The following is an 18,753-nucleotide window of genomic DNA, read 5'->3' as shown; positions in this document are numbered from 1 at the left end:
ACCCCGGACCCGGGTGGGCAGTGGGATGGCCACATGGAGCGGACGGGCGGGACGTGGCACGATGCCGCGGATGGAGACGGCACAGCACACCCGCACGGCGAACGGGATCGTCCAGCGGCTTCGGGTCGCCGGACCGCCGGACGGGGTGCCTGTGCTGTTCATTCACGGCAACTGCTCGTCGTCGGCGTTCTGGGAGCCGCTGGTGCGCCGGCTGCCCCCCACCCTCCGGGTCGTCGCTCCCGACCTGCGCGGGTACGGCGACACGGAGATCGCCCCGGTGGACGCCACCCGGGGGCTGCGGGACTTCGCCGACGACGTCGCCGCGCTGCTCGACGCGCCGGGGCTGTTCCCGGCCGGGGCGCGGCCCGTGGTGGTGGGGCACTCGCTCGGCGGGGGAGTGGCGATGCGGCTGCTGGTCGACCGCCCCGACCGGGTGGCCGGCCTGCTGCTGGAGGCGCCGGTCTCCCCGTACGGCTTCGGCGGCACCCGCGACCTCGACGGCACGCCGACCACTCCCGACTTCGCGGGCACCGGTGCCGGCACCGCGAACGCGGACTTCGTCGCCCGGCTGGCCGCCGGTGACCGGGGCACGGACGGCCCGACGAGCCCGCGCAACGTGCTGCGGACGGCGTACGTGGCCGACCCCGCCTCGCTCGGCGAGGACGAGGAGCTGCTGCTGGACAGTGTGCTGTCCACCGCGACCGGGGACGACAACTACCCGGGCACGGCCGCCGGATCGCCGCACTGGCCGGGCACCGCGCCGGGCGGGCGGGGCGTGCTCAACGCCCTGGCCCCGACCCACTTCCGGATCGCCGACGAGCTGGTGTCCGTCGCCGCCAAGCCCCCGGTCACCTGGGTACGCGGGGACGCCGACGTGATCGTCTCGGACACCTCGCTGTTCGACCTGGCGTACCTGGGCTCGCTCGGGGCGGTGCCGGGCTGGCCGGGGGCGGCGGACTGCCCGCCGCAGCCGATGGTCGGCCAGACCCGGGCGGTGCTCGAGCGGTACGCGGCGGCCGGCGGGACGTACCGGGAGGTGGTGCTCCCCGGCTGCGGGCACAGCCCGCACCTGGAACGGCCGGTGGAGTTCGTCGCCGAGCTGCTGGCGCTGGCCGGGGTGCCGGCGACGGTCTGAGCCGGGCGCGGCGGCACCGACTGTGCGGCAAGCCGGCACGGACCGTGAGATAGTCCACCGCGTCTCGACAACCGAGCGTCACGTGGCAGACTCGCGCGCATAACCTTAGTGGCCGTTCATGCGGTCCCGCGGACTTTGGGGAGGCCGGTCGTGGCGCGCGAGTTCACCAGCGTGGGCGTTGTGGGGCTGGGCACCATGGGTGCGGGCATCGTCGAGGTGTTCGCGCGCAACGGCCTCGACGTCGTCGCGGTCGAGATCTCCGACGCCGCCCTGGAGCGCGGCCGGGCGAACCTCACCGGCTCGACCGACCGGGCGGTCGCCCGGGGCAAGCTCGCCGAGGCCGACCGGGACGCGCTGATGTCCCGGGTGCACTTCGCCGTCGGGCTGGACGCGCTGCGCTCGGTGGACCTGGTGATCGAGGCGGTTCCCGAGCACCTCGACCTCAAGCAGCGGATCTTCGCCGAGCTGGACCGGGTCTGCAAGCCCGAGGCGATCCTGGCCACCAACACCTCGTCGCTGTCGGTCACCGAGATCTCGGTCGCCACCACCCGGCCCAACCAGGTCATCGGCATCCACTTCTTCAACCCGGCGCCCGTGATGAAGCTGGTCGAGGTGGTCCGTACGGTGGTCACCTCGTCCGACGTGGTCGACGACGTGGAGGCGTTGTGCGCCCGCCTCGGCAAGGTCGACGTCACCATCAGCGACCGGGCGGGCTTCATCGCCAACGCCCTGCTGTTCGGGTACCTCAACCACGCTGTGACGATGTTCGAGGCGCGCTACGCCAGCCGCGAGGACATCGACGCCGCGATGAAGCTCGGCTGTGGCCTGCCGATGGGCCCGTTGGCCCTGATGGACCTGATCGGCCTGGACACCGCGTACGAGATCCTGGACACGATGTACCGGCGGGGCGGGCGGGACCGCCGGCACGCCCCGGCGCCGCTGATCAAGCAGATGGTCACCGCGGGCCTGCTCGGCCGCAAGTCCGGCCGGGGCTTCTACACGTACGAACGGCCGGGCTCGCCGAAGGTCGTACCGGACGAGCACACGCCCGTGGCGGCGGAGCCGGCGCTGACCGACGGCGCCCGGGCGACCGCCAAGGTCGGTGTGGTGGGCTCCGGGACGATGGCCATCGGCATCATCGAGGTCTTCGCCAAGGCCGGGTACGAGGTCGTTTCGGTCACCCGGGGCGCGGAGAAGTCCGCGAAGGTCTGCGAGGCGGTCAAGACCTCGCTGAACAAGGGCGTGGTACGGGGCAAGTTGAGCGAGGCCGACCGGGACGCCGCGCTCGGCCGGGTCACCTGGTCGGCCGCCCTGGAGCACCTCGCCGACGTCGACCTGGTGGTGGAGGCGGTCGTCGAGGAGTTGAGCGTCAAGAAGGCCCTCTTCGCCAGCCTCGACGAGATCTGCAAGCCCGGCGTCGTGCTCGCCACCACCACCTCGTCGCTGCCGGTGATCGACGTCGCGATGGCCACCCAGCGGCCGGCCGACGTGCTCGGGCTGCACTTCTTCAACCCCGCGCCGATCATGCCGCTGGTGGAGATCGTGCGGACCATCCGCACCTCGGGGGAGGCCACCGCCACCGCCCGGGCGGTCTGCGCGCGGCTCGGCAAGACCAGCGTGGTCTGCGGCGACCGGTCCGGCTTCATCGTCAACGCGCTGCTCTTCCCGTACCTGAACGACGCGGTGCGGATGCTGGAGGCCAACTACTCCACGGCCGACGACATCGACCACGCGATGAAGCTCGGCTGCGGCTACCCGATGGGGCCGTTCGAGCTGCTCGACGTGGTCGGCCTGGACGTCGCGCTGGCCATCCAGCGCGAGCTGTACCTGGAGTTGCGCGAGCCCGGCTTCGCCCCGGCGCCGCTGCTGGAGCACCTGGTCACCGCCGGCTACCTGGGTCGCAAGAGCGGCCGGGGGTTCCGCGACCACACCAGCCGCTGACCCGGGTCGCCACCTGAATCCGCAGACGACGGAACCCCAGCCCAAGAGGCGGTTGGGTTCCGTGCGCCGGGAATCGGGTCACCTCCGGCAGCGGTAGGTGCGTAGGTTGTAAATGGCCGCCTGGCCCTGGCCGTCGTCCAGCTCGGAGAGCGTCAGGTCTTCGTGGCGAACGCTGATCTTGTGCCCCGGACCGCTTCCGCTGTCGATCCAGACCCACGCCCGCCCGTCCGTCGGAAGCTCACGCGGGCCGACCACGATCGCCCCCGTTGGTTGGAACTCGGCCACGTCGGTCCCCTTCTCCCGCTCGATCCCCGCTGAGGTTTTCGATGCCACGCATTCCGTCAGGCGCTGAGCCGATGCCAAGTATCACACCATTAACTTGGCCAATCAGCAAGAGATGTAATTGGCCAATCAAGGGGATTGTTGGCTTGGCCTAACGGTTGGCCAGGGACGATGGCCAAGTGGCGGACCTGGAGGCGGCGGTACGGAAGCTTCGCGCGGCGCAGGCTGGCGTGCCCCGCGCGGAGGAGCGGGCCGCCCGGCTGATCGCCGAGGCCCGATCCCGGGTAGACGCGGCGCGCGCCGAACTGGCCGAGGCGATCCGGGCCGAGGCGGCGGCGGGGGCGCGACAGGTCGACATAGTGGCGGTCACCGGCTACTCGCGCGAGCGCATCCGGCAAATCGTCCGGGACGGGGAGGAATGACCGCTCCGCGCGTTCGGGGCCGCGTTGGCGCTTGCTGACCTGTTGACCACCACTGGCCGGGAGACCTGAGACTGGCCGGGATCGCCGGCCGGACGGCCTGCCCCGGGCTGGTCGGGGGCGCCGGCCCGTACGCTTGTTGACCGTGAGCCCCCGTCGCAACCGTCCCCGGCGGGACGAGCACGCCCACCTGGACGCCGAGCGGGCCCGGCAGGGCGTGCCCTCGGTGCAGCAGTGGCGCGACGGCGACTGGCAGGTACGCGGAATCTCGGGCGGCGCGTCGGTCAAGACGTACCGCTGTCCGGGCTGCGACCAGGAGATCCGGCCCGGGGTGGCGCACGTGGTGGCCTGGCCGGCGGACGACCGGGGGGACCTGACCGACCGCCGGCACTGGCACAGCGGGTGCTGGCGGGCCCGGGACCGGCGCGGCCCGAGGATCCAGCGGGGCCGCGGCGCTCCCCGGTACGGCTGAGCGATCTGGGTCACCCCGTTTCCGCCCCGGCGGGCGGGACGCGTGGCGGCGCGCGAGACTTGGGCGGTGAGCACACCGATCCGCGCGTCGTCGATCCTGCCCGGTCTCCGGGAGGACATCGAGCTGCACACCGCCGACGGGCTGCGCCTGGTCGGTGAGCTGGCCCGGCCGGTGGACCGGGAGCCGGTCGGCACCCTGGTCTGCCTGCACCCGCTGCCCACCCACGGCGGGATGATGGACAGCCACGTCTTCCGCAAGGCGGCGTGGCGGCTGCCGGCGCTGGCCGGCCTGGCCGTGCTCCGGTTCAACACCCGGGGCACGAGCAGCGTGCGCGGCACCAGCGAGGGCGAGTTCGACGCGGCGGTCGGCGAGCGGTTCGACGTCGCCGCCGCCATCGAGTACGCGGAGTTCGCCGAGCTGCCGAACATCTGGCTGGTCGGCTGGTCGTTCGGCACCGACCTGGCGCTGAAGTACGGCTGCGACCCGGCGGTGGCCGGTGCCGTCCTGCTCTCCCCGCCGCTGCGCTTCTCCACCCCCGACGACCTGAGCAACTGGGCCGAGGCGGGCAAGCCGCTGACCGCCCTGGTGCCGGAGTTCGACGACTACCTGCGGCCGGACGAGGCCCGACGGCGGTTCGCGGCGGTGCCGCAGGCCGAGGTGGTCGGGATGCCCGGCGCCAAGCACCTCTGGGTGGGCGACGCCGAGGCCGTGCTCGACGAGATCGTCCGCCGGGTCGCCCCGGGCACCCCGCTGCCCCTGCCGCGTACCTGGGACGGCCCGATGGAGACCGGCGACGTCAGCGCGTACGCCGATCGCACCGTCGCCGCCTTCGCCGACACCCCGGTCCCCGGCCCCCGCCCCACCTGACCCGCCCCGACCGCCCGGGGCCGGGCACGGCGGGCCCCACCCCGACCGCACCCACCCGAGGACTACTCGGACTCGACGGTCACCTTGCTCGGCTTCGCGCTCCGCTCGTCGGTGGTCGGCTTCGTCGGGCGCTTGCCGTTCTCGCCGGTGCTGGTGATCTTCGTGGGCGTGGCCTCCCGGCCACCCTCGCCGGGCACCGCGGCGATCGTCGGCTCCCCGTCCACGCCGGCGCTCGCCGCTCCGCCGTCCACCGTGGTGACCGGCTCGCCCACCGGCCGGGCCTTCGCGGGCCCGGTGCCGTCCGCCGGGGTGGCCTTCGTCGGCGCGCCTTCGTCGGCGGGGGCGAGCTTCGCCGGCGCCGAACCGTCGGCTGTGGGCGTTGTCGGCGAATCGTCGGCCGTGGGCGTCGTCGCCGGCGCGGCGGCGTCGGCCGGGGAGATCTTCGCCGAGCCGGCGTCGGCGGTCGCCCTGATGGCCGCGGTGGGGGGCCCGGACGGGGCGGCCCCGGCCCTGGCGGGCTCGTCGGTCGGCTCGGCCCTGACCGGCCCGGTGGTCGGGTCCGTGGGGCCGGTGCCGGTGGCGGTGGCGGTGGCGGCCCCGATCGGTACACCGTTGACCCGGGCGGGGGCGTCGACGGCCCCGGCCCGTGCGGCTTCGGCCAGGGCGGCGGGGGCCGGGCTCGCCGGGCCGACCCGGGCGGGACCGGCGCCGTCGGCGGACAGGCCCGCCGCGGCGGCCTGCTGCCGCAGGTCGAGCAGCTGGCGCTGGAGCTCGTCGGACTCCTGCCGGGACTGCCAGGTCTCCTGCCGCAGGTCGGCCAGCTGCTGCTGGGCCTTGGCGATCTCCAGCATCACGTGCGCCAGCTGCTGCCGGCCGGCGGCCACCTCCTGCTGCGTCGCCGCGAGGTGCTGCTGTGTCGTCGCCAGGTGCTGCTGCGTCGTGGCCGCGTACTCCTCGAACTGGCGGCGGGAGGCGGAGACGTGCTCGTCGGCCTTGCGGCGCCTGTCGTTCGCGTCGTCCTCGGCCCGGCGCAGCAGCTCGGCGGCCTCCTCCTCGGCCTGCTGACGCATCGCCAGGGCGTCCTGCTCGGCGGCGCGACGGATCTCCGCGGCGCCCTCCTCGATCTCCTCCCGCCGGGCCGTGTACTGCCGCTCCAACTCGGCCTGCCGGGCGGTGAACTGCTGCTCCAGCGAGTCGCGGCGCTCGGCGTACTCCCGCTCGGCGGCCGCCTTGCGCTGGACCAGCTCGCGGTCGGCGGCCTCCCGGCGGCCGTTGACCTCCTTCTCGACGCCGGCCCGCCACGCGCCCAGTTCCTCCTGGGTCTGGGACCGGGTCTGCTGCACGTACGCCTCGGTCTCCGTGCGCATCCGCTGCACGTACGCCTCGGCCTCGGCGCGCTGGCGCTTCGCCGCCTCACCGGCCTGGGTGGTGAGCCGCTCCGCCTCCTGCCGGGCCCGGTCACGGGTGCCCTTCGCCGCCGCCTCGGCGTCGTCGGTGATCCGCTTCGCCTCCTGCAGCGCCTTGGCGTGGGTGGCCCGCCCGGCCTCCGTGGCCGCGTCGGTGAGCCGCTTGGCCTCCTGCTGGGCCTTGGCGTGCACCTCCTTGGCCGCCTCGCGGAGCTGGGTGGCCTCCTGCTGGGCCTTGGCGTGCGCCTCCTTGGCCGCCTCGCGCAGCTTGGTCGCCTCCTGCTGGGCCCGGGTGTGGATCTCCTTGGCCGTGTCGCGGAGCTGGGTGGCCTCCTGCTGGGCCTTCGTCAGCGCCTCCCGGGCGGTCGCGCGGAGCCGGGCGACCTCCTCCTCGGCGTTCGCGCGGAGCCGGGCGACCTCGTCCTGTGTGGTCGTGCGGAGCCGGGCGGCGTCCTCCTTGGCGGCCTTGAGGGCGGCGTCCGCCTCGTCGCGCCGGGCCTTGCTGTGCCGCTCCTCCTCGGCCCGCCGGGCGGCGAGGGCGATCTCGAAGTCCTTCAGCGCCTGGGCCGCCTGCTCCTTGGCCTCGGCGACGATGTGCTCGGCGGCGGCCCGCCGCGCCTCGATCTCCTCGTTGGCGGCGATCAGGATGGCGTCGGCCTGCTCCTCGGCGAGGGTGAGGATCTGCTCGACCCGGGGGCCGAGGTGGCGGAACGAGGCGCGGTCCACCACCCCGATCTGCTTGCGCACCTGCGCGAGGTCGCGTTGCAGCACCTCGACCTGGCCGGCGAGCTTGTGGATCTGCGTGTACGCCTGTTCCCGCTCGGCCGTCAGTGTCGCGATCTCGTGCTCGGCGCGAGCGACGTACCGGTCGACCTGCCGTTTCTCGTACCCCCGCAGGGCGGACTCGAAGCTGGGCTCCGTGGTCACGTCCCCGCCGAGGGCGAACAGTTCCTCGCCGTGCGACATGCCCCCCATCCTCACACGCATCCGGCTCTGCCGGGGCGATACGGACGCGCCTGTTGGGACCTACTTCACCCGGTTCGTACCCGGGCATGCCAGGGATTGGGAAACGCACACGGCGCGGGGTCCACCGGTGACCCGGTGTCGCCCCGCGCCGTTCATGCCCCGGCCGCGCGGTGTCAGCCGGCGGACTCCGTGCTCACCGACTCGTCCTTGGCGTCGGCCTTGGCCTCCGGCTTGGCCGGCGCAGCCGCGGGGGTCGCCGCCGGCACGCCCGGCACGATGCCGGCCAGGCCGGAGAGCATCTGGCCGAGCTGCGCGGTGACCGCGTCCTTCTGTCGGGTGAGGTCCTCGACCTCGCGGCGCGCGGCCTGCGTGGTCAGGTCGGCCTCGGTGCGGGCCTCGGTGACCAGGCGGTTTGCCTCGGCCTTGGCCTCGTTGAGGGTCTTCTCGGAGAGCGCCTTGGCCTTCTCGATCGTCTCGTTGGCGGTGCGCTCGGACTCGACCCGGCGCGCCTCGGCGCGCTGCTCGATCTCCTTGGCCCGCTCCTGGGCGGCCCGGGCCCGCTGCTCGGCCTCGCTGACCAGCTTCTGGGTCTGCGCGACCTGGGCGGCGTGCCGCTCGGACTCCTCGCGCTCGGCCTTCTCACGCCGCTCGGCGAGCTGCAGCTCCAGGGCCTGAAGGTCCTTGTCGCGCTTGTCGCGGGCGTCGGTGAGCAGCTTGGTCGCCTCGGCGCGCTTCTCCTCGGCCTCCCGGGCCGCCTTCGCCCGCTGCTGGGTGATCTCCCGCTCGGCGGTCGCCCGCAGCGTCGCCACCTCGCGCTCGACCGTCGACTTCAGCTCGGCGACCTCGTGTGCGGTGACGGTGCGCAGCTGCTTGGTCTCGCGCTCGGCGTCCGCCCGCAGGGTGTCCGCCTCCCGGCGGGCCTGCACGCGCACCTCGGCGGCCTCGCGCTCGGCGGCGGTGCGGACGCTGCCCGCCTCGCGCTCGGCGGTGGCCTTCATCGCGGCGGCCTCGGCGCGGGCCTTGTCGGTGATCTCGCGGGCCTCGAGGCGGGCCGCGGAGAGGATGCCCTCGGACTCGCGCTTGGCCTCGTTGCGGTGGTCGTTGGCCTGCTCCTCGGCCAGCCGCAGGATCTGCTCGACCCGGGTGCCCAGGCCGGAGAGGGTCGGCCGGCTGTTCTCCTCGAGCTGCTTGTTGGTCTCGGCGAGCTTCTGCTCCAGCGCGCTCTGGCGCTGCTCGGCCTGGCGGAGCCGACGCTGGGCGTCGTTCATCCGCTGCTCGGCCTCGGCGCGGGCCTGCTCTGACTGGGTCAGCGCGGCGGTCAGCCGACCGATGAAGTCATCGACCTGGCCGACGTTGTATCCGCGCAGGCCAACGGTGAAGTCTGGCTGCGAGTTCGCGTTATCGAAGAACGCAAGAGGGGAGGACTGCTGCTGGGGCATTGGGACATAGTGGCAGACGCCCCGGGGTGGTTCGCAAGACCGGTGCGCGGCTTTCGGGTCCTCTTCACATGGTCAACTCGCTGCCTTTACCCGGCCGGCCCGCGGTCGCGCGCAGGGCCGGTGCCGGACGACGATCCCGCAGGTCCGGGCCGGGTCGGGCGGCCGGGCGAGCGGACGGGAATAAGGGGTCGCCCGGCCTCCCCGCGACCCTTTGTCGATCACTGACGGTTCTTTCCTGAGACGGCGTACGGCGGCCTGTGCCGAAAGGCACGTGCCAAGCACCGGACGGCCGCCCGGGCCTCGCCCGGACGGCGCGTGCGGCGGGCGACCGTCGCGGCGCGCGAACCGCCCGGCATCCCCCCGGCCCCCCGGCCCGCCGGCCCGTCGCGCGGCGGTGTGGTCAGCGCCCCCGGAACCGGTTGATCGCGTCCTCGTGCCGGGCGCGCAGCCGCGGGTCGCGTACCCCGAGGCCGTCGGTCGGGGCCAGGCAGCGCACCCCGACCTTGCCCTGGTGCAGGTTGCGGTGCACCTCGTACGCCGCCTGGCCGGTCTGCTCCAGCGGGTACGTCCGCGACACGGTCGGGTGGATCCGGCCGAGCGCCACGAGCCGGTTGGCCTGCCACGCCTCGTGGTAGTTGGCGAAGTGGCTGCCGACGATCCGCTTGAGGTGCATCCAGAGGTACCGGTTGTCGAACTGGTGCTGGTAGCCGCTGGTCGACGCGCAGGTGACGACGGTGCCGCCGCGCTTGGCGACGTAGACGCTGGCGCCGAAGGTCTCCCGGCCCGGGTGCTCGAAGACGATGTCCGGGTCCTCGCCGCCGGTGAGCTCCCGGATCCGCTCGCCGAAGCGCCGCCACTCGTCCTGGTCCGGGGTGTGCTCGTCCCGCCAGAAGCGGTAGCCCTCCCCGGTGGCCTCGGACCGGTCGATCACCAGCTCGGCGCCCATCCGGCGGCACAGCTCGGCCTTGTCGGGCGAGGACACCACACAGACCGGGATCGCCCCGCCGTTCAGGGCCAGCTGGGTGGCGTAGCCGCCCAGGCCGCCGGACGCGCCCCAGATCAGCACCACGTCGCCCTGCTTCATGTTCGCCCCGTGGTGCGAGACCAGCTGCCGGTACGCGGTGGAGTTGACCAGCCCGGGGCTGGCCGCCTCCTCCCAGCTCAGGTGGCGCGGCTTCGGCATGAGCTGGTTGGCCTTGACCACGGCCAGCTCGGCGAGCCCGCCGAAGTTGGTCTCGAAGCCCCAGATCCGCTGCTGCGGGTCGAGCATCGTGTCGTCGTGCCCGGCCGCGTCCTCCAGCTCCACCGACAGACAGTGCGCCACCACCTCGTCGCCGGCCTTCCAGCGGGTCACCCCGGGGCCGGTACGCAGCACCACGCCGGCCGCGTCCGACCCCACCACGTGGTACGGCAGGTCGTGCCGGGCGGTCAGCGGGGAGATCCGGCCGTAGCGGTGGAGGAACCTGAAGGTGGAGACCGGCTCGAAGATGCTGGTCCAGACGGTGTTGTAGTTGACGGCGCTGGCCATGACGGCGACCAGCGCCTCGCCGGGCCCCAGCTCCGGGGTCGGGACCTCCTGGACGTGCAGCGCCTTGCGCGGGTCCTTGTCGCGGGTCGCCACGCCTTCGAACATCCGGGTCTCGTCGGCGCGTACCACCACGCCCCGGTAGCTCTCGGGCACCGGCAGGCCGGCGATGCCCGCGAGGTGCCGCTCGGGTTGGTCGGAGCCCTCCGCCGCCATGATCGCTTCGAGGATGTCCTGCACGGTGACCTCCCGTTCGTCGGCGCCCGCGCCGGGGCCTGGGTGCTGCCTATCGTCGGCACGGGTGCGGATGGACCGCCATGTCGCCGTCCGACACATTCGGCGTCGGTCGCGCTCCTGTTGGGCGGACGTTACTGAGCGGTAGTTAGGTCAGGAAGGGTTCTGTGAAAAACCGCATCGGCCGATGCGTGGAGCTGCCCGAAGTCCTGCGTGACCGCGCACCGGCGTGCGCGGGGCGCGTACGCCGGGGGCGGGGCGCGTACGCCGGGGGCGGGGCTCGTGTCGGCGACATGGCGGTATCCGGGGCGTATGGACACCGCCATGTCGGCGAAACGGCCGTGGATCAGGCGAAACGGCCGTGGATCAGGCGAAACGGCCGTGGATCAGGCGAAGCGGCCGTGGAACAGGCGGGGCTCAGTGGGCGGGCTCGACCAGCTCGACGAGGACGCCGCCGGCGTCCTTGGGGTGGACGAAGTTGATCCGGGAGTTCGCGGTGCCCCGGCGGGGGGTCTCGTACAGCAGCCGTATCCCGCGCTCGCGCAGCGCCGCGCAGGCCGCGTCGACGTCCGCCACGGTGTACGCCACCTGCTGGATCCCCGGGCCCCTGCGATCCAGGAACTTCGCGATGGTCGACTCCGGGGTCAGCGGGGCGAGCAGTTGCACGCAGCCGCCCTCGGCGGTCGGACCGACGGCCAGCATCGCCTCGCGGACGCCCTGCTCGGTGTTCGTCTCGACGTGCACGCAGCGCATCCCGAACGTCTTCCGGTAGAAGTCGATCGCGGCGTCCAGGTCGGCGACCGCGACCCCGACGTGGTCGATGCGGAGCAGGCCGATGTCTGTGACATAGTCGGCAGCGGTCTCGACGGGGGTGTTCTCAGCCATGGCGCTAGTCTGACCGAACAATCGTTAAGGTGTACAGGTCGGCACCCCCTCGGAGGCAGGCATGGCTTCGGTGATCGTCAGCGGCGCGCGGACCCCCATGGGGCGCCTGCTGGGCAACCTCAAGGACCTTCCGGCGACGAAGCTCGGCGGCGTCGCGATCAAGGCGGCCCTGGAGCGCGCCGGGGTGGCCCCCGAGCAGGTGCAGTACGTCATCATGGGCCAGGTGCTGCAGGCCGGCGCCGGGCAGATCCCGGCCCGGCAGGCGGCCGTCGAGGCCGGCATCCCGATGTCGGTGCCGGCGCTGACGATCAACAAGGTCTGCCTCTCCGGCCTGGACGCGATCGCCCTGGCCGACCAGCTCATCCGGGCCGGCGAGTTCGACATCGTGGTGGCCGGCGGCATGGAGTCGATGACCAACGCCCCGCACCTGCTGCTCGGGCAGCGGTCCGGCTACAAGTACGGCGACGTCACGGTCTCCGACCACATGGCGCTCGACGGGCTGACCGACGCCTGGGACTGCTGCTCCATGGGCGAGTCCACCGAGCGGCACGGCGCGCGGCACGGCATCACCCGCGAGGAGCAGGACGCGTTCGCCGCGGCCAGCCACCAGCGGGCCGCCGCCGCGCAGAAGAACGGCCACTTCGCCGACGAGATCACCCCGGTGGTGATCCCGCAGCGCAAGGGCGACCCGCTGGTGATCAGCGAGGACGAGGGCATCCGCCCGGACACGACGGTCGATTCGCTGGCCAAGCTGCGTCCAGCCTTCACCTCCGACGGCACGATCACCGCCGGCAGCTCCTCGCCGATCTCCGACGGTGCCGCCGCCGTGGTCGTGATGAGCAAGGCGAAGGCGAAGGAGCTGGGGCTGACCTGGCTGGCCGAGGTCGGCGCGCACGGCAACGTGGCCGGCCCGGACAACTCCCTGCACTCGCAGCCCTCGAACGCGATCAACCACGCGCTGCGCAAGGCCGGCCTGGGCATTGCCGACCTCGACCTCGTCGAGATCAACGAGGCGTTCGCCGCCGTCGGCATCAAGTCCACCCGCGACCTGGGCATCAGCCCGGACAAGGTGAACGTCAACGGCGGGGCGATCGCGCTCGGCCACCCGATCGGCATGTCCGGCGCCCGGCTGGTGCTCACCCTCGCGCTGGAGCTGAAGCGGCGCGGCGGCGGCACCGGCGCGGCGGCGTTGTGCGGCGGCGGCGGCCAGGGCGACGCCCTGATCATCCACGTCCCGGCACCGGGCGAGACCGGCCAGTAAGGGACGCAGTGAGCGCGAGGAGCGAGCCGGTTTTGCGAGCCCCGCAGTCGCGAACAGAGAAAGCACAGTGAGCGGCGAACAGGTGGAGCGGGTCGCCGTCCCGGTGCGGCGCAGCCGGGACGTGCCGATGCTCGTGGAACGGGCCCGCGCGGGAGACCCCCGCGCGGTGGCCCGGCTGATCACCCTGGTCGAGTCCGGCGACGAGGTGCTGCCGCGGGTCGCGGCGGCCCTCGCCCCGTACGCCGGGCAGGCCCAGGTGGTGGGGTTGACCGGCTCGCCCGGGGTGGGCAAGTCGACCACCACCAACGAGCTGGTCCGGGCGCTGCGGGCGCGCGGGCGCCGGGTCGGGGTGCTGGCCATCGACCCGTCGAGCCCGTTCACCGGCGGGGCGATCCTGGGTGACCGGGTGCGGATGCAGGACCATGCCACCGACCCGGGCGTCTACATCCGCTCGATGTCCAGCCGGGGCCACCTCGGCGGCCTCTCCGCGGCCACGCCACAGGCGGTGCGGGTGCTGGAGGGCGCCGGCTGCGACGTGGTGCTGGTCGAGACGGTCGGCGTGGGGCAGGCCGAGGTGGAGGTCGCCTCCCTGGCGGACACCACGCTCGTGCTGCTCGCCCCGGGCATGGGCGACGCGATCCAGGCGGTCAAGGCCGGCATCCTGGAGATCGCCGACGTGTTCGTGGTGAACAAGGCCGACCGGGACGGCGCCGACGCCACGGTCCGCGACATCCAGGGCATGATCGCCCTGGGCGAGCGCGGCCCCGGCGAGTGGCGGCCCCAGGTGGTCCGCACGGTCGCCGCGCGCGGCGAGGGGATCGACGACGTCGCCGCCGCGATCGACAAGCACCGCGACTGGCTGGAACGGCACGGCGAGCTGCGCCGCCGTCGGGAGGCGCGGGCCGCCGCCGAGATCGAGGCGATCGCGCTGGGCGCGCTGCGGGACCGGATCGGCTCGCTACGCGACGGTACGGAGCTGCCGGCGCTCGCGGCGAAGGTGGCCGAGGGGTCGCTCGACCCGTACGCCGCCGCCGACGAGCTGCTGTCCCAGCTGGGCTCCTGAGTGCCCGTCCCGCAGGCCCGGAACTAGTACGCTCGCACCGCTCCACGCACCCGTGGGGCGGTGCGAGCCTGTGGGAGAGAGCATGGCTGACGAGGTGACCCAGGAGCTGTCGGTGACGCCGGACGCGGTGGCGGGCGGTAGCACGCTCGTCTCCGACGAGGTGGTGGAGAAGATCGCGGTGGCCGCCGCGAAGTCCGTGCCCGGGGTGGCCGAGTTGGGCGGCGACGTGGCCCGGTTCTTCAACGCCGTGCTGGACAAGGTCGGGCTGGACCAGGTGGGCGACGCCCGGCGGGGCTGCTCCGCCCACGTCACCAACGGGGCGGCCGTGGTCAACCTGGTGATCGTGATCGACGCCGGCCAGCCGGTGCCGCAGGTGACCGATGCGGTCCGGGTGAAGGTCACGGAGGCCGTCGAGGCGTACGGGCTGCGGGTCGACGAGATCAACATCCGGGTCGACGACGTGGCGATGGGCGACCCCGCCGCGCCCGTCGCCTGACCGGTCGCGACCTCCTCGCCCGGGGCGTACCGGCCGGCCGGATTACCGGCCGGTACGAACTGCCTTAGCGATCGTTCAGGACGGGGCTCTACACTCGGTCTTCAGACGAGGACTCGAGGAGGAGCCCTGCCCATGAACGCCGACGAGATCGCTGCCGGACGGGCACGCTGGCAGGCCCGCTACGACGCCGCGCGCAAGCGGGACGCCGACTTCACCACGCTCTCCGGGATGACCGTCGACCCGGTGTACGGCCCGCCGGAGGGCACCGCGTACCCGGGGTTCGAGCGGATCGGCTGGCCGGGCGAGTTCCCGTACACCCGGGGTCTCTACCCGACCGGTTACCGCGGACGGACCTGGACCATCCGGCAGTTCGCCGGCTTCGGCAACGCGCGGCAGACCAACGAGCGCTACAAGATGATCCTCGGCGCCGGCGGCGGTGGGCTGTCGGTGGCGTTCGACATGCCCACCCTGATGGGCCGCGACTCCGACGACCCGCAGTCGCTGGGCGAGGTCGGGCACTGCGGGGTGGCCGTCGACTCCGCCGCCGACATGGAGGTGCTGTTCGGCGGCATCGACCTCGCCGGGGTCACCACGTCCATGACCATCTCCGGCCCCGCCGTGCCGGTCTTCTGCATGTACCTGGTGGCCGCGGAGCGGCAGGGCGCCGACCTGTCCACCCTCGACGGCACCCTGCAGACCGACATCTTCAAGGAGTACATCGCGCAGAAGGAGTGGCTGTTCGACCCGGAGCCGCACCTGCGCCTGATCGGCGACCTGATGGAGTACTGCGCGCACCAGATCCCCCGGTACAAGCCGCTCTCGGTCTCCGGCTACCACATCCGAGAGGCCGGGTCGACCGCCGCGCAGGAGCTGGCGTACACCCTGGCCGACGGGTTCGGGTACGTGGAGCTGGGGCTGTCGCGGGGCCTGGACGTCAACGTCTTCGCCCCGGGGCTCAGCTTCTTCTTCGACTCGCACGTGGACTTCTTCGAGGAGATCGCCAAGTTCCGGGCCGCCCGCCGGATCTGGGCCCGCTGGCTGCGCGACGTCTACGGCGCGACCAGCGAGAAGGCCCTTTGGCTGAGGTTCCACACCCAGACCGCCGGGGTGTCGCTGACCGCCCAGCAGCCGGTCAACAACGTCGTACGCACCGCCGTGGAGGCCCTCGCCGCCGTGCTCGGCGGGACCAACTCGCTGCACACCAACGCGCTGGACGAGACCCTGGCCCTGCCCACCGACGAGTCTGCCGAGATCGCCCTGCGTACCCAGCAGGTGCTGATGGAGGAGATCGGGGTGACCAACGTGGCCGACCCGCTCGGCGGCTCCTGGTACGTCGAGGCGCTCACCGACCGGATCGAGGCCGAGGCGGAGGAGATCTTCGCCCGGATCCGGCAGCTCGGCGGGGACGGTCCGCACCCGATCGGCCCGATGACCTCCGGCATCCTGCGCGGCATCGAGGACGGCTGGTTCACCGGCCAGATCGCCGAGTCCGCCTTCGCCTACCAGCAGGCGCTGGAGAAGGGCGAGAAGAGGATCGTCGGCGTCAACTGCCACACCGGCACGGTCGCCAAGGACCTGGAGATCCTGCGCATCTCGCACGAGGTCGAGCTGGAGCAGCGCCGGGTGCTGGCCGAGCGCAAGGCGGCCCGGGACGCCGCCGCCGTCAAGACCGCGGTCGAGCGGATGGTGGCGGTCTCCCGTACCGGCGAGAACATGATCCCGGCCATGCTGGACGCCGTCCGCGCCGAGGCGACCCTCGGCGAGATCTGTGACGCGCTGCGCGCCGAGTGGGGCGTCTACCGGGAGCCGGCCCGGTTCTGACCGGCGCGCGTCGGCGGTGCCGGACGAGCTCCGGCACCGCCGACGACCAGCCGCGAGAGTCACATTTGTCGCCGCCGCGGTTGATCTGACTTGGGCGGCGGCCGTGCGAGACTAGGTAACCATGAGCGACCCACGGATCACCTCGTCGATCTTCACCCGCGGCGCGGTCGACCTCAGCGCACTGCGCAGCACCGCGCCCGCCCCCGCCCGTCCCAGCACACCGACCCAGGCCGGCCCGCCCGCCGGTCTGCCCGGCGGCGCCGCCACCGGTGGCGGGGTCACCGTGATCGACGTGACCGAGGCGACCTTCCAGTCCGAGGTCCTCGAACGGTCGCTCAGCACCCCCGTCGTCGTGGACTTCTGGGCCGAGTGGTGCCAGCCCTGCAAGCAGCTCTCGCCGGTGCTGGAGCGGCTGGCCGCCGAGGGCGGCGGCGCCTGGGTACTCGCCAAGGTGGACGTCGACGCCAACCCGCGTCTCGCCCAGATGTTCCGGGTGCAGGGCATCCCGATGGTCTACGCGGTCGTCGGCGGGCAGCCGGTCGACGCCTTCTCCGGGGTGGTCCCCGAGGCCCAGCTGCGGCAGTGGATCTCCGCGGTGCTCCGGGCCGGCGGCGTCGAAGCCGCCGAGCCGGTGGACCCGCGCCTCGACGAGGCCGACGACGCCCTGATGAGCGGGGACCTGGACGTCGCCGAGCAGGCGTACCGGAAGATCCTCGCCGAGACGCCGGGGGACGCCGCGGCCGAGGCCGGCCTCGCCCAGGTCGGGCTGGCCCGCCGCGTCGCCGGGGCCGATCCCGGCGCCGCGCTGGCCGCCGCCCAGGCCAACCCCGACGACGTCGAGGCCCAGCTGCTCGCCGCCGACGTCGAGGTGCTCAGCGGCCAGGCCGAGGCGGCGTACGCCCGGCTGGTCGGCCTGGTGCGTCGCACCGCCGGCGACGACCGGGAGAGGGTTCGCCAGCACCTGGTCGGCCTCTTCACCCTCGCCGGGCCGGACGACCCCGCGGTCGCCGCCGCCCGCCGGGCCCTGGCCAGCGCCCTGTTCTGAGTTCCGCCGTACGCCAGCGCGGGCCGGCGTCGCCGGCCCGCCCGACCCACCGAGGACGGGAGCCCATGACGCGCCGCATCGCCGTCCTCGACGCGCCATCCAACCTCGGGCTGCGCCCGCCGACGCTGACCTCGGTCCCCGGCTGCGCCAAGGCCCCGGGGGCGCTGCGCGACCAGGGCCTGCTCGCCAGGCTGCGGGCCCGGGACGCCGGTTGCCTCACCCCGCCCCGGTACGACCCCGGCGACTGGCGCCCCGGCGACGGAGTCTGCCACGCCCCGGGGATCGCCGCGTACTCGGCGGCGCTGGCCGACCGGATCGGCTCGATCATCGACCGGGGGGAGTTCCCGCTGGTCCTGGGCGGCGACTGCTCGATCCTGCTCGGCTCGGCGCTGGCCATGCACCGGCTCGGCGAGGCGGTCGGCGGCCGGATCGGGCTGGTCTTCGTCGACGGGCACTCCGACTTCCGGCACCCCGGCAACGCCTCGTACGTCGGAGCGGCGGCGGGGGAGGACCTGGCCCTGGTCACCGGGCGGGGGCAGGCCGACCTGACCGCCATCGAGGGGCGGCGTCCGTACTTCCGCGACATCGACGTGGTGGTCCTCGGCATCCGGGCCCAGGACGAGTACCGCCTCGACCTGCAGGCCGCCGGGATCACCACGCGGCCCGTGCCGGCGCTGCGCGCCGAGGGCGCTGCCCGTACCGCCCAGTGGGCGCACGAGGAGTTGGCCGACTGCGCCGGCTACTGGGTGCACATCGACGTCGACGTGCTCGACCCGGCGGTGATGCCGGCGGTCGACGCGCCCGACCCGGGCGGGATCGCCTTCGCCGAGCTGGAGATCCTGCTGGCCGGTCTGGTGGGCACGCCGCACTGTCTGGGCGTCGAGCTGACCGTCTTCGACCCCGACTACGACCCGGACGGCGCGTACGCCGCCGAGATCGTCAACACCCTGGTGGCCGGGCTGGCCCCGGTCACCGCCCCGGCCGCGGTGCCACCCCACCTGCTTCCGTCCGCGCCGCCCGTCCCGCGCCGGGCCCCCGCCCGTCGTCCCACCCTCGCCGATGGCCTCGCCGAGCCCACCGAACCGGCCGACGGGGCGGCGAAGGACCCGGTCGAGCCGCCGCAGTCCCTCGGGCTCGTCGGTCCCACACCGCTCGAACCGCCGCATTCCGCCGCCGGCATCGCCTGACGCGCGCCCATCGTCGCCGGGCCGGCGCTGCCCCGGCCAGCCGGGCCATCCGTTTCCGGCGGCCTGTGGAGCTGCCCCGTCCGTGCGCCCGCCCGTCGGCGCTGGGTTACGACCAGTGACGGGCCGGCGTCGGGGGCGGGTGCTGCGGGGCCGTCGGGGGTCCGACGCGCAGGCCGGGGCGCCTGGTGCCCGGGGCGCCTGGTGCCCGGGGCGCCTGGTGCCCGGGGCGCCCGGTGCCCGGAGTGCGGGCCGCAGCGGTTGCCCCGTCCATGCGGGCAGCTCCACAGGGCCCGTCCCGACAGCGTGGCT

Annotated in this window: 16 protein-coding genes; 11 read left to right on the top strand and 5 right to left on the bottom strand. The window is 73.7% G+C overall.

Features of this window, described 5'->3' with window-relative positions; genetic code table 11:
* Positions 1 to 70: 70 nt before the first annotated feature.
* Positions 71 to 1,135 (top strand): alpha/beta hydrolase, encoded by a 1,065-nt coding sequence (locus ABGB16_RS08980; protein ID WP_347667503.1) that lies wholly within the window; start codon positions 71 to 73, stop codon positions 1,133 to 1,135.
* A 150-nt stretch (positions 1,136 to 1,285) separates the two neighbouring features.
* Positions 1,286 to 3,076 (top strand): 3-hydroxybutyryl-CoA dehydrogenase, encoded by a 1,791-nt coding sequence (locus tag ABGB16_RS08975; RefSeq protein WP_347667502.1) that lies wholly within the window; start codon positions 1,286 to 1,288, stop codon positions 3,074 to 3,076.
* A gap of 78 nt (positions 3,077 to 3,154) precedes the next feature.
* Here the strand turns inward: ABGB16_RS08975 and ABGB16_RS08970 are convergent, their stop codons facing one another.
* Positions 3,155 to 3,439 (bottom strand): hypothetical protein, encoded by a 285-nt coding sequence (locus tag ABGB16_RS08970; RefSeq protein WP_347667501.1) that lies wholly within the window; start codon positions 3,437 to 3,439, stop codon positions 3,155 to 3,157.
* Positions 3,440 to 3,537: 98 nt separating this feature from the next.
* Between ABGB16_RS08970 and ABGB16_RS08965 the strand changes: the two genes are divergently transcribed.
* From ABGB16_RS08965 to ABGB16_RS08955, 3 genes are all read left to right on the top strand, one after another.
* Positions 3,538 to 3,780 carry a hypothetical protein gene (locus tag ABGB16_RS08965; protein ID WP_347667500.1) on the top strand — a complete coding sequence of 81 codons (243 nt, stop codon included), beginning with the start codon at positions 3,538 to 3,540 and terminating at the stop codon, positions 3,778 to 3,780.
* A gap of 142 nt (positions 3,781 to 3,922) precedes the next feature.
* The gene (locus ABGB16_RS08960) at positions 3,923 to 4,249 is read left to right on the top strand and encodes a hypothetical protein (RefSeq protein WP_347667499.1); all 327 of its coding nucleotides are present in this window, start codon (positions 3,923 to 3,925) and stop codon (positions 4,247 to 4,249) included.
* A 66-nt stretch (positions 4,250 to 4,315) separates the two neighbouring features.
* Entirely contained in the window at positions 4,316 to 5,116 is an 801-nt protein-coding gene (locus ABGB16_RS08955) for an alpha/beta hydrolase (RefSeq protein WP_347667498.1), read from the top strand.
* A gap of 62 nt (positions 5,117 to 5,178) precedes the next feature.
* Here ABGB16_RS08955 and ABGB16_RS08950 read toward each other — a convergent pair whose 3' ends face one another.
* From ABGB16_RS08950 to mce, 4 genes are all read right to left on the bottom strand, one after another.
* Positions 5,179 to 7,488 carry a hypothetical protein gene (locus ABGB16_RS08950; protein ID WP_347667497.1) on the bottom strand — a complete coding sequence of 770 codons (2,310 nt, stop codon included), beginning with the start codon at positions 7,486 to 7,488 and terminating at the stop codon, positions 5,179 to 5,181.
* A 173-nt stretch (positions 7,489 to 7,661) separates the two neighbouring features.
* Positions 7,662 to 8,927 (bottom strand): cell division protein DivIVA, encoded by a 1,266-nt coding sequence (locus tag ABGB16_RS08945; protein ID WP_347667496.1) that lies wholly within the window; start codon positions 8,925 to 8,927, stop codon positions 7,662 to 7,664.
* Positions 8,928 to 9,327: 400 nt separating this feature from the next.
* On the bottom strand, positions 9,328 to 10,692 hold the full coding sequence (gene ccrA, locus ABGB16_RS08940) for a crotonyl-CoA carboxylase/reductase (protein WP_347667495.1): 1,365 nt from the start codon (positions 10,690 to 10,692) through the stop codon (positions 9,328 to 9,330).
* 411 nt (positions 10,693 to 11,103) lie between these two features.
* The gene (mce, locus tag ABGB16_RS08935; protein ID WP_347667494.1) at positions 11,104 to 11,571 is read right to left on the bottom strand and encodes a methylmalonyl-CoA epimerase; all 468 of its coding nucleotides are present in this window, start codon (positions 11,569 to 11,571) and stop codon (positions 11,104 to 11,106) included.
* A gap of 61 nt (positions 11,572 to 11,632) precedes the next feature.
* Between mce and ABGB16_RS08930 the strand changes: the two genes are divergently transcribed.
* The 6 genes from ABGB16_RS08930 (at position 11,633) to ABGB16_RS08905 (ending at position 18,444) form a co-directional block, all read left to right on the top strand.
* Positions 11,633 to 12,832, top strand: coding sequence for an acetyl-CoA C-acetyltransferase (locus tag ABGB16_RS08930; RefSeq protein ID WP_347667493.1), 1,200 nt, complete (start codon positions 11,633 to 11,635; stop codon positions 12,830 to 12,832).
* A gap of 127 nt (positions 12,833 to 12,959) precedes the next feature.
* Positions 12,960 to 13,895 carry a methylmalonyl Co-A mutase-associated GTPase MeaB gene (gene meaB, locus ABGB16_RS08925; RefSeq protein WP_347667527.1) on the top strand — a complete coding sequence of 312 codons (936 nt, stop codon included), beginning with the start codon at positions 12,960 to 12,962 and terminating at the stop codon, positions 13,893 to 13,895.
* A gap of 82 nt (positions 13,896 to 13,977) precedes the next feature.
* The gene (locus tag ABGB16_RS08920; protein ID WP_347667492.1) at positions 13,978 to 14,391 is read left to right on the top strand and encodes an Asp23/Gls24 family envelope stress response protein; all 414 of its coding nucleotides are present in this window, start codon (positions 13,978 to 13,980) and stop codon (positions 14,389 to 14,391) included.
* A 132-nt stretch (positions 14,392 to 14,523) separates the two neighbouring features.
* Positions 14,524 to 16,212, top strand: coding sequence for a methylmalonyl-CoA mutase family protein (locus ABGB16_RS08915; RefSeq protein ID WP_347667491.1), 1,689 nt, complete (start codon positions 14,524 to 14,526; stop codon positions 16,210 to 16,212).
* Positions 16,213 to 16,333: 121 nt separating this feature from the next.
* Positions 16,334 to 17,257, top strand: coding sequence for a tetratricopeptide repeat protein (locus tag ABGB16_RS08910; protein WP_347667490.1), 924 nt, complete (start codon positions 16,334 to 16,336; stop codon positions 17,255 to 17,257).
* A gap of 65 nt (positions 17,258 to 17,322) precedes the next feature.
* A complete protein-coding gene (locus ABGB16_RS08905) occupies positions 17,323 to 18,444 on the top strand; it encodes an arginase family protein (RefSeq protein WP_347667489.1) in 1,122 nt (373 codons plus the stop codon).
* Positions 18,445 to 18,753: the final 309 nt, after the last annotated feature.

Origin of the sequence: Micromonospora sp. B11E3 (assembly GCF_039871625.1) — a bacterium.
Classification (GTDB): Bacteria; Actinomycetota; Actinomycetes; order Mycobacteriales; family Micromonosporaceae; genus Micromonospora.
Note: the sequence above shows the minus strand (reverse complement) of the source record. Positions and strands in the feature narration are given on the sequence as shown.

Bases quoted from the DNA above. Each gene is read 5' to 3' on its own strand.
- ABGB16_RS08980 (WP_347667503.1), top strand. From the start codon at position 71: ATGGAGACGGCACAGCACACCCGCACGGCGAACGGGATCGTCCAGCGG.
- ABGB16_RS08950 (WP_347667497.1), bottom strand. From the start codon at position 7,488: ATGTCGCACGGCGAGGAACTGTTCGCCCTCGGCGGGGACGTGACCACG.
- ABGB16_RS08945 (WP_347667496.1), bottom strand. From the start codon at position 8,927: ATGCCCCAGCAGCAGTCCTCCCCTCTTGCGTTCTTCGATAACGCGAAC.
- mce (WP_347667494.1), bottom strand. From the start codon at position 11,571: ATGGCTGAGAACACCCCCGTCGAGACCGCTGCCGACTATGTCACAGAC.
- ABGB16_RS08930 (WP_347667493.1), top strand. From the start codon at position 11,633: ATGGCTTCGGTGATCGTCAGCGGCGCGCGGACCCCCATGGGGCGCCTG.
- meaB (WP_347667527.1), top strand. From the start codon at position 12,960: ATGCTCGTGGAACGGGCCCGCGCGGGAGACCCCCGCGCGGTGGCCCGG.
- ABGB16_RS08920 (WP_347667492.1), top strand. From the start codon at position 13,978: ATGGCTGACGAGGTGACCCAGGAGCTGTCGGTGACGCCGGACGCGGTG.
- ABGB16_RS08915 (WP_347667491.1), top strand. From the start codon at position 14,524: ATGAACGCCGACGAGATCGCTGCCGGACGGGCACGCTGGCAGGCCCGC.
- ABGB16_RS08910 (WP_347667490.1), top strand. From the start codon at position 16,334: ATGAGCGACCCACGGATCACCTCGTCGATCTTCACCCGCGGCGCGGTC.
- ABGB16_RS08905 (WP_347667489.1), top strand. From the start codon at position 17,323: ATGACGCGCCGCATCGCCGTCCTCGACGCGCCATCCAACCTCGGGCTG.